The 14,512-nt window shown below is 65.9% G+C and carries 18 protein-coding genes; 4 read left to right on the top strand and 14 right to left on the bottom strand.

Features of this window, described 5'->3' with window-relative positions:
- Window positions 1-11 precede the first annotated feature (11 nt).
- Window positions 12-533 (bottom strand): tRNA adenosine deaminase-associated protein, encoded by a 522-nt coding sequence (locus M1248_RS31365; RefSeq protein WP_163732033.1) that lies wholly within the window; start codon window positions 531-533, stop codon window positions 12-14.
- A 93-nt stretch (window positions 534-626) separates the two neighbouring features.
- Between M1248_RS31365 and M1248_RS31360 the strand changes: the two genes are divergently transcribed.
- Complete coding sequence (locus tag M1248_RS31360; protein WP_163732035.1) at window positions 627-1,586, top strand: prephenate dehydrogenase; 960 nt, start codon at window positions 627-629, stop codon at window positions 1,584-1,586.
- Here the strand turns inward: M1248_RS31360 and M1248_RS31355 are convergent.
- The 5 genes from M1248_RS31355 to M1248_RS31335 are packed head-to-tail and all read right to left on the bottom strand — an operon-like array spanning window position 1,549 to window position 5,636.
- Window positions 1,549-2,148, bottom strand: coding sequence for a putative glycolipid-binding domain-containing protein (locus M1248_RS31355; RefSeq protein ID WP_163732038.1), 600 nt, complete (start codon window positions 2,146-2,148; stop codon window positions 1,549-1,551). The genes M1248_RS31360 and M1248_RS31355 overlap by 38 nt on opposite strands.
- Before the next feature lie 23 nt (window positions 2,149-2,171).
- Window positions 2,172-2,933 (bottom strand): ABC transporter permease, encoded by a 762-nt coding sequence (locus tag M1248_RS31350; RefSeq protein ID WP_317150722.1) that lies wholly within the window; start codon window positions 2,931-2,933, stop codon window positions 2,172-2,174.
- Window positions 2,934-2,938: 5 nt separating this feature from the next.
- Complete coding sequence (locus tag M1248_RS31345; protein WP_163732041.1) at window positions 2,939-3,604, bottom strand: ABC transporter permease; 666 nt, start codon at window positions 3,602-3,604, stop codon at window positions 2,939-2,941.
- Entirely contained in the window at window positions 3,605-4,711 is a 1,107-nt protein-coding gene (locus M1248_RS31340; protein WP_317150705.1) for an ABC transporter ATP-binding protein, read from the bottom strand.
- 28 nt (window positions 4,712-4,739) lie between these two features.
- Complete coding sequence (locus M1248_RS31335) at window positions 4,740-5,636, bottom strand: ABC transporter substrate-binding protein (RefSeq protein ID WP_317150721.1); 897 nt, start codon at window positions 5,634-5,636, stop codon at window positions 4,740-4,742.
- A 211-nt stretch (window positions 5,637-5,847) separates the two neighbouring features.
- On the opposite strand from M1248_RS31335, the gene M1248_RS31330 reads away from it, so the two are divergent.
- Window positions 5,848-6,222: a lipopolysaccharide assembly LapA domain-containing protein gene (locus M1248_RS31330; protein WP_163732048.1), complete on the top strand. Its 375-nt coding sequence runs from the start codon at window positions 5,848-5,850 to the stop codon at window positions 6,220-6,222.
- A gap of 1 nt (window position 6,223) precedes the next feature.
- Here M1248_RS31330 and M1248_RS31325 read toward each other — a convergent pair whose 3' ends face one another.
- Together M1248_RS31325 and M1248_RS31320 are read right to left on the bottom strand one after the other, a co-directional pair.
- Window positions 6,224-7,252, bottom strand: coding sequence for a phosphotransferase family protein (locus M1248_RS31325; RefSeq protein WP_317150704.1), 1,029 nt, complete (start codon window positions 7,250-7,252; stop codon window positions 6,224-6,226).
- 9 nt (window positions 7,253-7,261) lie between these two features.
- Window positions 7,262-7,864 carry a histidine phosphatase family protein gene (locus tag M1248_RS31320; protein ID WP_317150703.1) on the bottom strand — a complete coding sequence of 201 codons (603 nt, stop codon included), beginning with the start codon at window positions 7,862-7,864 and terminating at the stop codon, window positions 7,262-7,264.
- A 17-nt stretch (window positions 7,865-7,881) separates the two neighbouring features.
- Here M1248_RS31320 and M1248_RS31315 point away from each other — a divergent pair, with 17 nt between their 5' ends.
- A complete protein-coding gene (locus tag M1248_RS31315) occupies window positions 7,882-8,655 on the top strand; it encodes an SDR family NAD(P)-dependent oxidoreductase (RefSeq protein WP_163688585.1) in 774 nt (257 codons plus the stop codon).
- 25 nt (window positions 8,656-8,680) lie between these two features.
- Here the strand turns inward: M1248_RS31315 and M1248_RS31310 are convergent, their stop codons facing one another.
- From M1248_RS31310 to M1248_RS31295, 4 genes are read right to left on the bottom strand one after another with little or no spacing between them, the layout of a single operon-like run.
- A complete protein-coding gene (locus M1248_RS31310; RefSeq protein WP_317150702.1) occupies window positions 8,681-10,558 on the bottom strand; it encodes an alkyl/aryl-sulfatase in 1,878 nt (625 codons plus the stop codon).
- A gap of 20 nt (window positions 10,559-10,578) precedes the next feature.
- Complete coding sequence (locus M1248_RS31305; RefSeq protein WP_163688587.1) at window positions 10,579-11,412, bottom strand: SDR family oxidoreductase; 834 nt, start codon at window positions 11,410-11,412, stop codon at window positions 10,579-10,581.
- Between the two features lie 37 nt (window positions 11,413-11,449).
- The gene (locus tag M1248_RS31300; RefSeq protein ID WP_163688588.1) at window positions 11,450-12,307 is read right to left on the bottom strand and encodes an NAD(P)-dependent oxidoreductase; all 858 of its coding nucleotides are present in this window, start codon (window positions 12,305-12,307) and stop codon (window positions 11,450-11,452) included.
- Window positions 12,304-13,170, bottom strand: a complete 867-nt coding sequence (locus tag M1248_RS31295) for an NAD(P)-dependent oxidoreductase (RefSeq protein WP_163688589.1) — start codon at window positions 13,168-13,170, stop codon at window positions 12,304-12,306. Before M1248_RS31295 ends, M1248_RS31300 begins: the two co-directional genes overlap by 4 nt.
- A gap of 89 nt (window positions 13,171-13,259) precedes the next feature.
- Between M1248_RS31295 and M1248_RS31290 the strand changes: the two genes are divergently transcribed.
- Complete coding sequence (locus M1248_RS31290) at window positions 13,260-13,598, top strand: winged helix-turn-helix transcriptional regulator (RefSeq protein WP_083126376.1); 339 nt, start codon at window positions 13,260-13,262, stop codon at window positions 13,596-13,598.
- 1 nt (window position 13,599) lies between these two features.
- Here M1248_RS31290 and M1248_RS31285 read toward each other — a convergent pair whose 3' ends face one another.
- Together M1248_RS31285 and M1248_RS31280 are read right to left on the bottom strand one after the other, a co-directional pair.
- The gene (locus M1248_RS31285; RefSeq protein WP_317150701.1) at window positions 13,600-14,013 is read right to left on the bottom strand and encodes a hypothetical protein; all 414 of its coding nucleotides are present in this window, start codon (window positions 14,011-14,013) and stop codon (window positions 13,600-13,602) included.
- The gene (locus M1248_RS31280) at window positions 14,006-14,509 is read right to left on the bottom strand and encodes a metallophosphoesterase family protein (RefSeq protein WP_163688591.1); all 504 of its coding nucleotides are present in this window, start codon (window positions 14,507-14,509) and stop codon (window positions 14,006-14,008) included. The genes M1248_RS31285 and M1248_RS31280 overlap by 8 nt, the downstream gene beginning before the upstream one ends.
- Window positions 14,510-14,512 lie beyond the last annotated feature (3 nt).

Below are 14,512 nucleotides of genomic sequence, written 5' to 3'. Positions count from 1 at the left end.
CGATGACCGGTTCACCGGCCCAAGCGCTCGAGCACCGCCGCGAGTTCGTCCGCGAAGCCCATCTCCCGCGCGATCCGCCCCAATTGCTCGTCGGCGTACAGGTCGGACTCGTCGAGAATCACGCCCAGAACGGCCTCGGGCAGACCGACGTCGGCGAGCAGCCCCAAATCGCCCTCCTCGAACGGCTCCTCGGGGTCCAGATCGTCCTCGCTGATGTCGTTGTCCAACTTCTCGAGGACCTCTGCGGCGATGTCGTAGTCCAGCGCGGCCGTCGCATCCGAGAGCAGCAACCGCGTCCCCGCCGGCGCCGGCCGCACGATCACGAAGAACTCATCGTCCACGTCGAGCAACCCGAAAACAGCCCCTGCGCTGCGGATTTCACGAAGCTCGGTTTCGGCTGCGGACAGGCTGTTCAACGCGGCCGAACGCATCGCGGCGCAGCGCCACTTACCCTCCTCGCGCACCACAGCCACACCGAAGCCATCCGGTCGATCGGCGGCCTGCTTCGGCGACGCGGCGCGCTGTGCTCCCATGGGGCCATACGCTAGTCCCCGACCAGGGACTTGACCAGGAACCGGCAGCCGGGCCGACGCCTGCGGCCACCGGAGGATGCCTAGGCTGATGGCGTGACGAAAACGCCGGTTTGCGTGGTTGGTCTCGGCCTCATCGGCGGATCTGTGATGCGTGCCGCCGCGGCCGCCGGGCGCGAGGTTTTCGGCTACAACCGTTCGATCGAGGCCGTCTCGGCCGCTACTGCCGACGGCTTCGACGCCACCGAGAACCTCGACGAGGCACTGACCCGCGCCGCCGACCGCAACGCCCTGGTCGTGCTCGCCGTGCCTGTGCCGGCGCTGTCACTGATGCTGAGCCGCATCCGCGATCTGGCACCGGGCTGCCCCCTCACCGACGTCACCAGCGTCAAGTCGTGCGTCCTCGATGAGGTCCGCAACGTCGGTCTGCTCGACCGTTTCGTCGGCGGACATCCGATGACTGGCACCGCGCAGTCCGGTTGGACCGCGGGCGACGTCAAGCTGTTCGACGGGGCGCCCTGGGTCGTCGGCGTCGACGATCACGTCGACCCCACCATCTGGACCATGGTGATGAACCTTGCCCTGGATTGCGGCGCTGTCGTCGTGCCTGCCCGGTCCGACGAGCACGACGCCGCCGCCGCGACGATCTCGCACCTGCCGCACCTACTGGCCGAGGCGCTCGCGACGACGGCGGGCGAGGTGCCACTGGCCTTCGCACTGGCCGCAGGCTCCTTCCGCGACGGGACGCGGGTGGCGGCGACCGCGCCCGACCTCGTCCGCGCCATGTGTGAGGCCAACGCCGACCAGCTGCTGCCGGCCCTCGACCGGACTCTCGGCCTGCTCAACCAGGCCCGCGGCGCGCTCGCCGCGAAGAAGCCCCTGACCGAACTCGTCGAGGCGGGTCACGCCGCGCGCGTGCGCTACGACAGCTTCGGCCGACCCGAGATCGTCACCGTCGTCATCGGCGAGGACCGCTGGCGCGAGGAACTCGCCGCCGAGGGTCGCGCCGGCGGGGTGATCAGATCCGCTCTGCCAGGCCTGGATAGTCGAGGATGAAACCGGTTGAGTCGACGGTGACCGTGGTCTCGGCGACCGGCGAGTGCAGCTTGATGCCGTCGCCTGCCGCGCTGCTGTAGCTGATGGTCGCGGCCTCGACCGACAATTCCGGGAGCCGCACGTACACGACCGGCAGTGCAACGGACTCGCTGCGTTCGAACAGCCCCGTGCGCCTGATGGGCAGGGCGTTGAAGAACGGGCTGAAGATCAGGTCGACGTCCAGCGCACCGTCGTACGCGGAGCGCTTCGTCTCGCCGGTGTGATGCTGGACGAGCCACATGTTCTCCTCGTCGCGCGCGATGGACAGCTGCCGCTCGCGCTCGGCGAGGGTGACGGTCAGTGAGAGCCGCTTCGTCGCGCCCGCCTCGTCGGTCACCAAGTCGTAGGAGGCGGAGAACGCCGGGTGCGAGCCGGTGGCGGCGGCGACGATCCGGCCATAGGCCTTGATGCGGTTGCCGGTGAGCTGCACTCGCACCGACTCCATCCGAGGAACGTCGTGCGCACGCCAGGTCAGAATCGACGGCCAAACATCTTGCTCCTCTGAGCGGACTGCATCACTCACTCATCTACCGTAATTGACGGCCCTCACCCGTTCGTGACGAACCGGGGGTCACGTTTCGACGGTGACCGCGACTCCAGCGCCACCTCGTCGCCGAGCAACGGCTGCGGCATGCCCCGAAATTTCAGCAGGCGGCCCGAGCCCGGCACCGAAACCCATACCGAGAACGCCAGCAGGGCATCGAGGATCAGCGCGAGCGCCGTCACCAGCAACGCGCCCACCAGCGCCAGGTAGAACTCGCGCACCTTGATCCCGTCGATCAGATACCGTCCGAGGCCGCCCAGGCTGGCGTAGGCCGCCACCGTCGCGGTCGCGACGATCTGCAACGTCGCCGTCCGCAGACCGCCGAGGATGAGCGGCAACGCGATGGGTGTTTCCACGCGCAGCAGGATTCGCTTCTCTGTCATGCCCATCGACCGCGCGGCGTCGACCACCTGGGGGTCGACGTTCGCAATGCCCGAGTAGGTTCCGGCGAGCAGCGGCGGGATCCCCAGCAGCATGAGCGCGACGGTCGGCGGAATCAGACCGAGACCCCAGAGCAGAACTCCCAGCAGGAGCACGCCGAGCGTGGGCAGCGCGCGCAGCGCATTGACCCCCGTGACGACGAGGAAGGTGCCCCGTCCGGTGTGCCCAACGAGCATCCCGAGCGGGACGGCAATGAGCGCCGAGAAGAAGACCGCGACGAAGGTGTACTGCAGATGCTCGAGGATGCGCGCAGTCAGCCCGGCCGGCCCGCCCCAGTTGGCCGCCGTGAAGATGTAGGCCAACGCCTCCTGCAGGAACGTCATAGGGCTCATCCGGTCACCGCCTTGACCCGGCTCGGGCGGCCCTCGCGTGTCCAGGGCGTCAACGCCTTGCCGGCCAGCATGATCAGCGTGTCGACGACAACCGCCAACACGAAGATCGCGATGATGCCCGCGACGATCTGGTCGCTCTTGTTGGCCTGGTACCCCTCGGTGAACCAGGTGCCGAGGCCGCCGATGCCGATCACCGAACCGACCGACACCATGGAGATGTTGGTGACGGCGACGACGCGGAGGCTGGCGATGAGCACTGGAATAGCCAGCGGCAGCTCAACTTTCAGCATCCGCACCAGCGGCTTGTAGCCGACGGCGGTGGCGGCGTCGAGCACCGCCGGTGACACCGCGTCCAACGCCTCCGGTACCGCACGCACCAACAGCGCGACGGTGTAGAGCGTCAGCGCGACGATGACGTTCGCCTCGTCGAGGATGCGCGTCGGGATGATCAGCGGCAGTACGACGAACAACGCCAGCGACGGGATGGTGAAGATGATGCTGGCGGTCAGCGTGGTGATCCGTCTCAAGGCAGTGGTCCGTTGCACGAATGCGCCGAGCGGCACCGCGATGATCAACCCCAACAGGATCGGGACCAAGGACAACCGGAGGTGGATCAGCGTCAACGTCCACAGGTCGTCGAGGTGGGTGAGCAGATAGCGCATCTAGCCCAACTCCGGAACGCGGCGCTGCTCGGAGAGCGCCTCGAGCACGTCGTCGGCGCGTACACCGCCGATCAGCTTGCCCTCCTCGTCGACCGCGACGCCCAGCCCGCTCGGCGACGACAGCGCGGCGTCGAGCGCCTGTCGCAAAGTGTGGTCCGGCCGGAAGAACGAGCCGCCGCCGACGGTGCAGTCGTAGAGCTCTTTGCCGTTGCGGTGCAACTCGACACCCTCTGCGTTGATCCACGCGTAGGGCTTGCCGTCCTTGATCACCAGGGCCCACTCGCCCTGCCCCAACGACGCGCTGTCGATGTCGGTTTCGGCGACATGGGTGATCTCGTGCAGCGGCAGCCCTGTCGCATTGAAGAACTGCAGCGCCCGGTATCCGCGATCGGCTCCGACGAATGCCGAGACATCTTCGTTGGCGGGGTTGGACAAGACGAACGCGGGGTCGGCGTATTGCAGCAGCACACCACCGCGTCCGAACACCGCGACCTTGTCGCCGAGCTTGACCGCCTCGTCGATGTCGTGGGTGACGAACACGATCGTCTTGTGCAATTCGCTTTGCAGCCGCAGGATTTCGGTTTGTAGATCGTCGCGAACCACCGGGTCGACGGCGCTGAACGGCTCGTCCATCAACAGGATCGGAGGATCGGCGGCCAGCGCCCGCGCCACCCCGACGCGCTGCTGCTGACCACCCGACAGCTGCGCCGGATACCGGTTGGCGAGCTTGGGATCGAGGCCGACGCGTTCCATCACCTCCAGCGCGGATTTCCTTGCGCTGCGCCGTGATTCGCCCCGCAGCACGGGCACCGTGGCGACGTTGTCGACGACGCGAAGATGCGGCATCAGGCCGGCGCTCTGGATGACGTAGCCGATACCGAGGCGCAGCTGCACCGGATCGACCGTGGTGACGTCCTTACCGTCGACCGTCAACGTGCCCGACGTCGGGTCGATCATCCGGTTGATCATCCGCATCGACGTCGTCTTGCCGCAGCCTGAGGGTCCGACGAAAACCGTGAGCGTCCCCTCGGGCACCTCGAGCGTCAGATCGTCGACCGCGACCGTGCCGTCGGGATACTTTTTGGTGACGTTCTCGAAAGTGATCATCCGTGCCTTCTACTCTTCGCGCGAGCGCTCATCGTCCGGCTTCTGGCACTGGCTGATCGAAGCCGTTGTCCTTGATCCACTTCGCCGCCGCCTCGTCGGGGTCGACGCCCTGGTTCCCCTCCACCGAAGTGTTGAGCTCGATCAGTGCTTCGGTGGTCAGTTTGGCGCTCACCGCGTCCAGCACGGTCTTGAGTTCGTTCGACATCTTCTGCGACGCGACCAGCGGAACGACGTTCGCCGCCAGGAACACGTTTTCCGGATCTTCGAGCACTACCAGCTTGTTCTGCTCGATCGACGGCGACGTGCTGAAGATGTTGGCCGCGGTGATCGTGCCGCCGGTCAGGGCCTTCACCGTCGCCGGACCGCCGCCGTCGCTGATCGACACGAAGTTGGCCGGCGCGATGTCCAAACCGTATTTGTCCTTCAAGCCCACCAGACCGGTGACGCGGGTCTGAAACTCCGACGGTGCGCCGACTTTCACCTCTGGGGAGCGCATGGCGAGGTCGGCGATGGTCTTGAGATTCCACTTCTGCGCGGTCGCCTCGGTGACCGCGAGGGTGTCCTTGTCCTCGGCGGGTGACGGATACAGGATCGACAGGTCGCCGGGTAACGCCTTGAGCAGCGCCAGCAGCACCGCGTCGGGCGTCGTCGCCGTCGCCTCCGCGTCGAAGTACTGCAGCAGATTGCCGGTGTATTCGGGGATCAGATCGATGGAATGGTCTTGCACCGCAGGGATGTAGGTTTCACGACTGCCGATGCCGAACTGGCGGCGGATGGTGAAGCCGTTGGCTTCCAACGCCTGGGCGTAGATCTCCGCGATGATCTTGCTCTCGGTGAAGTCGGCCGATCCGACGGCGATCGATTTCAGGTCTCCGGATATCTCTCCGCCGCCCAGCGGATTGGAGCTGCCACACGCCGAGGACATCGATGCGATCAATGCCAGTATGGCCGCCAGAATCGCCAGATTCCATCTACGCGGGGACTTAAGCAGTGGCACTGACAGCGGCAACTTCCAGCCCTCTCGGCCTCTAGGCATCTCCGGACACTATCGACATGCACGCGGCAACGCCGCGCTTTAGCTCAGCGTGAGTACCCATACTGGTTTCATTCGACTCGGGAAAGGGCAAGATGGACTCATGACCACCGATCCGACACCCGACCTGCCGACGTCACCGGCATCGTCCGGAAAGGGGTTGCCCCCGGATCCGGTCGCCACCCCCGGCGAATACCTGGTCAAGCCCGAATCCGCGGTGAAATTCACCCGCGCAGCCGCGCTGTGGTCGGCATTGATCACCGGGTTCGTGATCCTGATCGTGCTGCTGGTGTTCATCATGCAGAACACCAACTCCACGACCATCAACTTCTTCGGCTGGGAGTGGAATCTGCCTGTGGGCGTGGCGATTCTGTTGGCGGCGGTATGCGGCGGCCTACTGACGGTGGCGGTCGGCACCGCCAGAATCGTTCAGCTGCGCCGTGCGGCCAAAAAGAACCTCAAGTCGCAACCCTTCTGAGTCACCGCGCCAGCGTCTCCAGACCCGCGCTGATCAGCGGCCCGACGGCCTCTGCCACTTGATCGGTGTCGTCGGCGACGCCGCCGCCTTCCCGGCCGCGATAGGCGATACCGGCGGAGATGATCGCCAGCTTGAAGTACGCCAGCGCCATGTAGAACTCCCAATGGTCCAACGCGACGCCGGCCGCCACGGAGTAGCGCTGCGCGAGTTCATCGGCCGACGGGATCAGCGGCGATGACCAGGCCGCGTCCGCGTGCACCAGGTTGAACATCGGGTGGCGGTACACGCACATCAGCGCGGCATCGCTGATCGGATCGCCGAGGGTCGACATCTCCCAGTCGAGCACGGCGAGCACCTTCGTGGCGTCGTGCGCGTCGAGCATCGTGTTGTCGATGCGGTAGTCGCCGTGCACGATCGCACTCCGGCTCTGTGACGGAATCGCTTCTGCCAGAGCCGAATGCAAGCGCTTGACGTCGGCATCGCACGGATCGTCTTGCACCCGCACGAGATCCCACTGCCCGCCCCAGCGTCGCACCTGACGTTCGAGATAGCCGCTTGCTTTGCCGAAGTCGCCGAGGCCGACGCCCTCAGGGTCGACCGAATGCAGATCGGCGAGCACCTTGATCAGTGCATCGACACAACCGTTGATGGTGTTCTCGTCGCCGAGCGCCTCGAGTTGTTTGGTGTGCCGAACGACGCGGCCGTCCACGTACTCGACCATCTGGAACGGCGCACCCAGGACCGAGTCGTCGTTGCGCATCGTGACGGCGCGGGCCACCGGGACCGGGGTGTCGGCCAGCGCAGCCACCACCCGGTATTCGCGGGCCATGTCGTGTGCCGACGGCGTGAGCCCGTGCAGCGGCGGCCGGCGAAGCACCCACTTGGACGCGTCGTCGTACACCAGGAAGGTCAGGTTGGACCGTCCGCCCGAGATGAACTCGCCGCGCAACTCGCCCTCGCGGGGGATGTCCTCCGAGCGCAGGTGACGGTCCAGAGCGTCGAGGTCAAGGCCCTCCAGCGATATGGTCACCGGACTTGTCTACCACTGCTGGTTTCGGGGCAGCAGGTCCCACACATGCTCGGTCGAGTTAACCCCCGCCATGAAGAACGTGTTCTGCCGCGACGACCAGAGCAGCCGCGTGACGCCGGCGTAGTCCACCTGCACGCACAGCAGCTGCTCGGTCTTCATCACGGTGTGGGCCACTGCGTTGATGACGCCGCCGTGGGTGAATACCGCAACCGTGTCCTCATGATCGGCGGCCGCGACGATGTCGCCGACACCGGCTCGCACCCGCTCGATGAACGCGGGCTGGTCCACTCCGCTGGGCAGGTTTCCGCTGGCCAGGCGCTTCATGTCCGCTTCGGAGATCTGCTCGACGGGGGTGTAGTGCGAAAGGTCGCGGTCGTATTCGGCGAGCCGGTCGTCGAGATCGATGGTCAATCCCAGAGCGTCGGCGACGGGCTGTGCGGTCTGCCGGGCCCGGATCTGCGGGCTGCTGACGATGCGGCTGATCGGGAAACGCCCGAGCGCATCAGGCAGCCGCTTGGCCTGCTCGATGCCCTCTTCGGACAGTTCAGGGTCGGAGCCTTGTCCCGGCTCGCTGCGGTGCGGCAACGCGTGCCGGATGAGTAGCAACTGCACCGTGTCACCATAAGTGCATGGGCTCCGACAGCAACTATGTAGCCGAACTATTCGACCTCACTGACCGGGTGGTATTGGTCACCGGCGGCAGCCGCGGGCTGGGCCGGGAGATGGCGTTCGCCGCCGCCCGGTGCGGCGCGGACGTGATCATCGCGAGCCGCAAGTTCGACGCGTGCGCAGCCACGGCGGAGGAGATCACCGCCGTCACGGGTCGCGCCGCAATGGCGTATCAAGTGCACGTCGGGCGCTGGGATGAGCTCGACGGCCTGGTCCATGCGGCATACGACCGCTTCGGCAAGGTCGACGTGCTCATCAACAACGCCGGTATGTCGCCGCTGTACGAGTCGCTGAGTTCGGTGACCGAGAAGCTGTTCGACTCGGTCGTCAACCTCAACCTGAAGGGCCCGTTCCGGCTGTCGGCGTTGGTCGGCGAACGGATGGTGGCCGCCGGCGGTGGTTCGATCATCAACGTGAGCTCGACGGGCTCACTGCGTCCCGGGCCGCACGAACTCCCCTACGCTGCGGCCAAGGCCGGACTCAACGCACTAACCGAGGGCCTGGCCCTCGCCTACGGCCCGACAGTGCGGGTCAACACGCTGATGCCTGGCCCGTTCCTCACCGATGTCAGCAAGGCGTGGGACATCGAGGCCACGACTGCCGGCGCGCAACGGTTCGCGCTCAAGCGTCTCGGTCAGCCCGCCGAGATCATCGGCGCTGCACTGTTTCTGGCGTCCGACGCGTCGAGCTACACGAGCGGCTCGATCGTCCGGGTCGACGGCGGAATCCCATGAGCCGTTTCAGTGCGCCGAACGTGGGCTACGGCGTGACGATGTTGAACCCCGGATCGGGTCGGTCCAGTGATTCGGTGAGCTGCTGTAGCACCTGAGCGTCGCCGACGAGCTCGAAACCCGGTGAGGTCAGGTCACCTGCGGCAAGCGCGAGCAACCGGACCTTACTCGCCACCTTGACGGTGGCACCCGCAGTCGCCTCGTCGGCATTCACCTTGCGGTACACCAGCACTCCGTTGCGCAGCGTCAGCCGGTAGTTGGTGTCCGAATCCAGGAAGGTCACATCCAGTGCGAGGTCGAGGTCCCACGCTCTGGGTCCGTTGACGCTGATCGCCAGCGCATCGAAGATCTGCTCAGGCGTCAACTGCGCCATCAGTGTGGCCGGTGCGACCTGGGTAGGGGTACCGAAATTGCCGTCCGCCAACTCGGTGGCGCCGGCCAGGAAGAAGTTCCGCCACGGGCCGTTCTCAGAGCCGTAGGCCAACTGCTGCAAGGTGGCGACGTAGAGCTGCCGCGCCGCAGAGTGGTTCTCGTCGGTGAACATTGCATGGTCCAACAACGTTGCAGACCAACGGAAATCGCCATCATCGAAGGCCTGCTGCGCAATCTTCACCACATTGTCCAAACCGCCCATCGCTTCGACGTAACGCGGACCGATGGCCTCCGGCGGATGCGCCCAAAGCCGGCCGGGGTTGCCGTCGAACCACCCCATGTACCGCTGGTAGACGGCCTTGACGTTGTGACTGACCGAACCGTAGTAGCCATGGGTATTCCACGCCTTCTGCAGGGCGGGCGGCATCTCGAAGCCCTCTGCGATCTCGATACCGGTGAAACCCTGATTGAGCTGACGCAATGTCTGGTCGTGCAGATACGCATACAAATCTCTTTGTACGGAAAGGAATTCGACGATCTCGTCGTGACCCCACGTGGGCCAGTGATGCGACGCGAACACCACGTCGCTACGTTCGGCGAACGAGTCGATCGCCTCGGTCAGATACCCCGCCCAGCCGTGCGGGTCACGCACCAGCGCACCACGCAGCGTCAGCAGGTTGTGCAGGTTGTGGGTGGCGTTCTCGGCCATGCAGAGCGCGCGGAATTTCGGGAAATAGAAATGCATTTCGGCCGGCGCCTCGGTACCGGGCGCCATCTGGAATTCGATCTCGACACCGTCGATCGTGTGCTTCTCACCGGTGGTGGTGATGTCGACCGTCGGCACGATGATTGCCACCTCGCCGGTCGACGGCGTCTGCCCCAGACCGCAGCCCACCTGCCCCTGTGGACCCCGGTCGAGCGCCGCCCCGTACATGTACCCGGCGCGGCGTGCCATCGCGGTGCCCGCGTAGACGTTCTCCTGCACGGCGTGTTCGGTGAAGCCCTCCGGCGCGAGCACCGCGACCCTGCCTGCGTCCACGTCGGCCTGTGACGTCACGCCCAGCACGCCGCCGAAGTGGTCGACGTGGCTGTGCGTGTAGATGACCGCGACCACCGGCCGGTCGCCGCGATGGGTTTTGTACAGGGCGAGCGCCGCCGCTGCGGTCTCGGTGGACACCAATGGGTCGATGACGATGATTCCGGTGTCGCCCTCGACGAAGCTGATGTTGGACAGGTCCAGCCCTCGCACCTGATAGATGCCCTCGACGACCTCGTACAGGCCCTGCTTGGCCACCAGCTGGCTCTGCCGCCAGAGGCTGGGATGCACCGAAGTCGGTGCGTCGCCGTCCAGGAACGCGTAGACGTCGTTGTCCCAGACGACGCGGCCGTCGGCGGCCTTGATGACACATGGCTCCAGCGCGGCGATGAATCCGCGGTCGGCGGCGTCGAAGTCGGCGGTGTCCTCGAATGGCAGCGTGCTCAGATGCTCGCGATGCGCGGACTCGATGACGGCGGTGGGGGGCTTGAGGTCCATGCCGCCACGATATGCATCCGTCAGGAATGGCGGGCGCGATCTTCATAGCCGCGCCGCGCCGCGGTGCCCGCAGCTTGGGTAAAGATTTGGTCGGCGTTCATTGCGCGGTTCAAGGCTTCGTACACGCGTAGCGGCAAGCGCCGTGTCAGACCGATCAACACCGCCGCCGCGCGGGTCACCGTCAAGTGAGGCTTCGGTTTGGCGATCAGCGACACGATGCCCTTCGCGATGTCCTCGGGTTCGGCGTTCTTGAGTCCGGTCGCGCTGGCGACGCCGTCGATCATCTCGGTGTTGGTCAGCGTCGGCATCACGACGGATGCGGTCACGCCGGTTCCGCGCAGTTCGAGCCGCGCCGTGTCGGTATAGCCGAGTACCGCGAATTTGGTGGCGCAGTAGGTCGCGATGCCGGGCACCGGATTCACCGCGCCGACGGAGGCGATGTTGATGATGTGCCCTTTGCCCCGCCTCACCATTCGTTCGGCGGCGAGCTTGGTGCCGAGGATGACGCCAAAGAGGTTGATGTCGATCGTGCGCTGCGTGACGTGATCGGGTTCGTCGAGGAAGCCGCCCGCCGGACAGATTCCCGCGTTGTTCACCAGGACGTCGACGGGACCCAGCTCCCGTTCGACGTCGTCGAGGAACGTGGTGAATGACTGCCGATCCGTGACATCGAGCCGGGCGTAGAACCCGAGGTCGAAATCGGCTCCGCTCTCCTTGACCGCCGCCTCGTCGACGTCACCGATCGCCACTTTGGCGCCGAGCCGATGCAGCATCTTCGCGGTGGCCAGTCCGATACCGCGCGCTCCGCCGGTGACGACGACGACTTTCCCGTTGAGTGCGGATGCTTTCGCCATGGCTGCCCCTCTCGCGCCGAGAAGCGCAGACTAACCCTCACCGCGTCATCGCCGAGGCCACTCTGCTGACCTCATCCGCGCCATGACCGTCGACGACGGCGGCGTCCACGTAGCGCCGAAACACCTCGAGCACACCGGCATCGACACCGGCGTCGTGCGAGGCTCCGACGAGATGGCGCAGCGATGCCGCCACCGATGACACCGATGCGCTGCTGTCGCCGTGACGATCGTCGGCGATGCGTTCGGCGAGCTCGTCGAAGATAGGGCCGAGGATGTCGACGATGCCCAGTGCGTGCGGAAGAAACTCGCCGGGCGCGATTCCGTTGGCCCTCGCCACCGTCAACGCGTGCAGGAACCCGCTGACCGACGTCCAGAACACGTCCAGCAGCGACATGTCGAACGCCGCTGCGCGACCGTAGTCCTCCCCCAGCCACGTCGGCGTGCCCAGCGCGTCGATAACCTCCCGAAACTCGGCGAATATCTGCTGCGGCCCGGCCAAAAGTATGCTGCCGGTGGGCGTTCCGATCGTCGGGGTTGGCGTCATGATGGCGCCGTCGAGGTAACGGCCGCCGAGGTCGGCGACGAGTTTGGCGGTGTGGCGCGCCCGTTCCGGCGTGTCCGAGCTCAGGCCGACGATCACGCGTCCATTGACCGTGTCGCCCGCCTGCGCCACCAGGTCGTCCACCACGTCATGGTCGACGACGTTGATCAACGTGACGTCGCCGGCGGCCACGGCCTCCGCGGGCGTCGCCGCCCACACCACACCCCGGGCACGCAGAGCGTCGGCCTTGCCCTCGGTGCGGTTCCACACCGTGGTGCGGTGCTTCGCGTCAAGCAGGGCACCCGAAAGCGCCTGTCCCATCGGGCCGAGCCCCAACACGGTCACCGACGTCATGCCGCCGCCTCCGGATCCTTGATGCTCTCGACGACACGCGCGAAGCCGTCGCTGCCGTGACCCGCATCGATCTGCCGGTGAATGAGGCGCTGCACCACGTCCACCAATTCGGTGCTGATGCCCTGCGCACGACTGGCTTCCACGATGTCGCTGATATCCGAGAACTCGAGGCTCTGCTGGCCGGGCACCGAATAGTCCCCGCCATCGATGACGTCGGCGTACTCGGCGATCGCAGGCACCACCGCGTGCAGCCAGTCCACGGCCCGGGCCGCGAACTCCTTGGTCGGCACACCCGCTGCGCCGACCATCGCCGCGCCGTGAAAGAACCCCGCGAACATGACGTACATCGATGACAGCAGGGCCAGGTCGTACAGCGACGCCATCCCCGCGGCGTCACCGAAATATTCTGTGTTTCCCCAGGATTCGAAGATCATGCGGTGGTCGTCGTAAAGCCGTCGCGAGCCGCTGTAGAGGACTCCGGCCGCGGGTGTGCCGATCATCTCGGGGGTGGCCATGACGCCGCCGTCGAGGTAATCGGCGCCGATCGCGGCGGACCATCGGGCGAGTTCGCGGGCGCCGTCGGGGGACGTGGTGGTCAGGTTGAGGATGGATTTTCCGGTGAGGCGATCGGCAAGCGGATCGAGCACGTCGTGCACCGACGCGTGGTCGAACAGGCACACCACGATCAGGTCGGCGTCTGTGGCGGCAGCCGGCGTGTTCGCGGCGACGGCGCCGGCGTCGACGAGTGGTGCGGTCCTTGTGGCGGTGCGGTTCCACACGATCGTCGGATGGTCCGTGCGAAGGACGCCACCGGCCAGTGCCGAGCCCATCTCGCCGAGACCCAGAAAGCTCACGGTTGTCATGGCATCATCGTCGACGTGACGCACACTTTCCGACAAGTACCCACTAAAAAGTGGGATACTTACCTTATTGAAACTAATGGGGGTGAGCTGTGGCTTCGCTAGGCAAATTCACGTGCGGCCTGGACGCCGCGATGGCGGTGGTCGACGGAAAGTGGAAGCCGCTGATCCTGTGGGAACTCCAGGAAGGACCCAAGCGGTTCAATGCACTGCATCGAAGCCTGCCCGGCATCTCTCAGAAGATGCTGACCCAACACCTCAAGGAGTTGCAGCGTCACGGCGTCGTGCACCGCGAGAGCTATCACGAAGTGCCGCCCCGAGTGGAGTACTCGATGACCCCGGCCGGCGAGGAATTGCTGGAAGCACTTGGACCGCTTGGCGATTGGGCCACCAAGCACATCAAGCTGATCTGCGCCGCCGAGGCGGGCTGAGTCAGCTGTCCTGTTCGGCCAGCCACCGTTCGGCGCGGCGTTTCGATGCCCGCGACAACCAGGCGTCCTGGATCAGCTCGGTGAGTTCGGCCCTGCCGATCGACGATAACCTGCTGGCGCGCACGAGAACCGAAAGATGGCCGTCGAAACGGTCCGTAGTGAAAAACGGCGAGTCCGGGTCCTGGATGAGCGCCAGCTTGTCGGCTTCCGACTCGACCCAGATCATGATGACGTCGGTATACCGCTCACCGGTGTCGGGATCTTCTGCGTCGGGCTGAGGCGCGCGGAAGAACACGAACGACTTGCCGCCCACCTGGTAGATCGGGTTGCCTTTGGGGCCTTCGATCCGATTCGTGTGCGGCATCGAGGCGGCGATCTCGTGCACGTCGGCGACGCGCGCGGGGCGGTCACGCATAGCGCCCCAACCGGTGCAGCACGACATCGGAGAGGGTGCCGTCGTGCACGGTCGCGGTCATGTACGTGCAGAATTCCTGGCGCCTGCGATCGGTCGGTGAGCCCGGATTGAGCAGTCGCAGGCCGGTTTTCGCAGTCGTGTCCCACGGGATGTGGCTGTGCCCGAAGACCAGCACATCGGTGTCGGGATACAGCTTGGCCATCCTCGCGTCGCGGCCGCCCGCCGCCCCGGTCTCATGTGTGACGGTGAAGCGCACACCTTCGAGTGTGACGTCCGCACGTTCGGGAAGCCGGATCCGCAACTCGGCGCCGTCATTGTTGCCCCAACAGGCGATCAACCGCTGGGCGCGAGCTTCGAGGGTGTCGAGCAGGGACGGCTCCACCCAGTCGCCGGCGTGCATCACCACGTCGGCTTGCGCGACTTCGTCCCACACCCGCGCGGGTAGGTCGCGGGCGCGCTTGGGAACGTGGGTATCGGCGATGAGCAGAAGCCGCACCGC

Source organism: Mycobacterium sp. 29Ha, from assembly GCF_032883055.1.
GTDB classification, from domain to species: domain Bacteria; phylum Actinomycetota; class Actinomycetes; order Mycobacteriales; family Mycobacteriaceae; genus Mycobacterium; species Mycobacterium gallinarum.
This window is presented reverse-complemented; position numbering and strand designations above follow the sequence as displayed.

Bases quoted from the DNA above. Each gene is read 5' to 3' on its own strand.
- M1248_RS31345 (WP_163732041.1), bottom strand. From the start codon at position 3,604: ATGCGCTATCTGCTCACCCACCTCGACGACCTGTGGACGTTGACGCTG.
- M1248_RS31305 (WP_163688587.1), bottom strand. From the start codon at position 11,412: ATGGCGAAAGCATCCGCACTCAACGGGAAAGTCGTCGTCGTCACCGGC.
- M1248_RS31340 (WP_317150705.1), bottom strand. From the start codon at position 4,711: ATGATCACTTTCGAGAACGTCACCAAAAAGTATCCCGACGGCACGGTC.
- M1248_RS31350 (WP_317150722.1), bottom strand. From the start codon at position 2,933: ATGACGTTCCTGCAGGAGGCGTTGGCCTACATCTTCACGGCGGCCAAC.
- M1248_RS31330 (WP_163732048.1), top strand. From the start codon at position 5,848: ATGACCACCGATCCGACACCCGACCTGCCGACGTCACCGGCATCGTCC.
- M1248_RS31335 (WP_317150721.1), bottom strand. From the start codon at position 5,636: ATGTCCTCGGCGTGTGGCAGCTCCAATCCGCTGGGCGGCGGAGAGATA.
- M1248_RS31315 (WP_163688585.1), top strand. From the start codon at position 7,882: ATGGGCTCCGACAGCAACTATGTAGCCGAACTATTCGACCTCACTGAC.
- M1248_RS31300 (WP_163688588.1), bottom strand. From the start codon at position 12,307: ATGACGTCGGTGACCGTGTTGGGGCTCGGCCCGATGGGACAGGCGCTT.
- M1248_RS31295 (WP_163688589.1), bottom strand. From the start codon at position 13,170: ATGACAACCGTGAGCTTTCTGGGTCTCGGCGAGATGGGCTCGGCACTG.
- M1248_RS31285 (WP_317150701.1), bottom strand. From the start codon at position 14,013: ATGCGTGACCGCCCCGCGCGCGTCGCCGACGTGCACGAGATCGCCGCC.
- M1248_RS31310 (WP_317150702.1), bottom strand. From the start codon at position 10,558: ATGGACCTCAAGCCCCCCACCGCCGTCATCGAGTCCGCGCATCGCGAG.
- M1248_RS31365 (WP_163732033.1), bottom strand. From the start codon at position 533: ATGGGAGCACAGCGCGCCGCGTCGCCGAAGCAGGCCGCCGATCGACCG.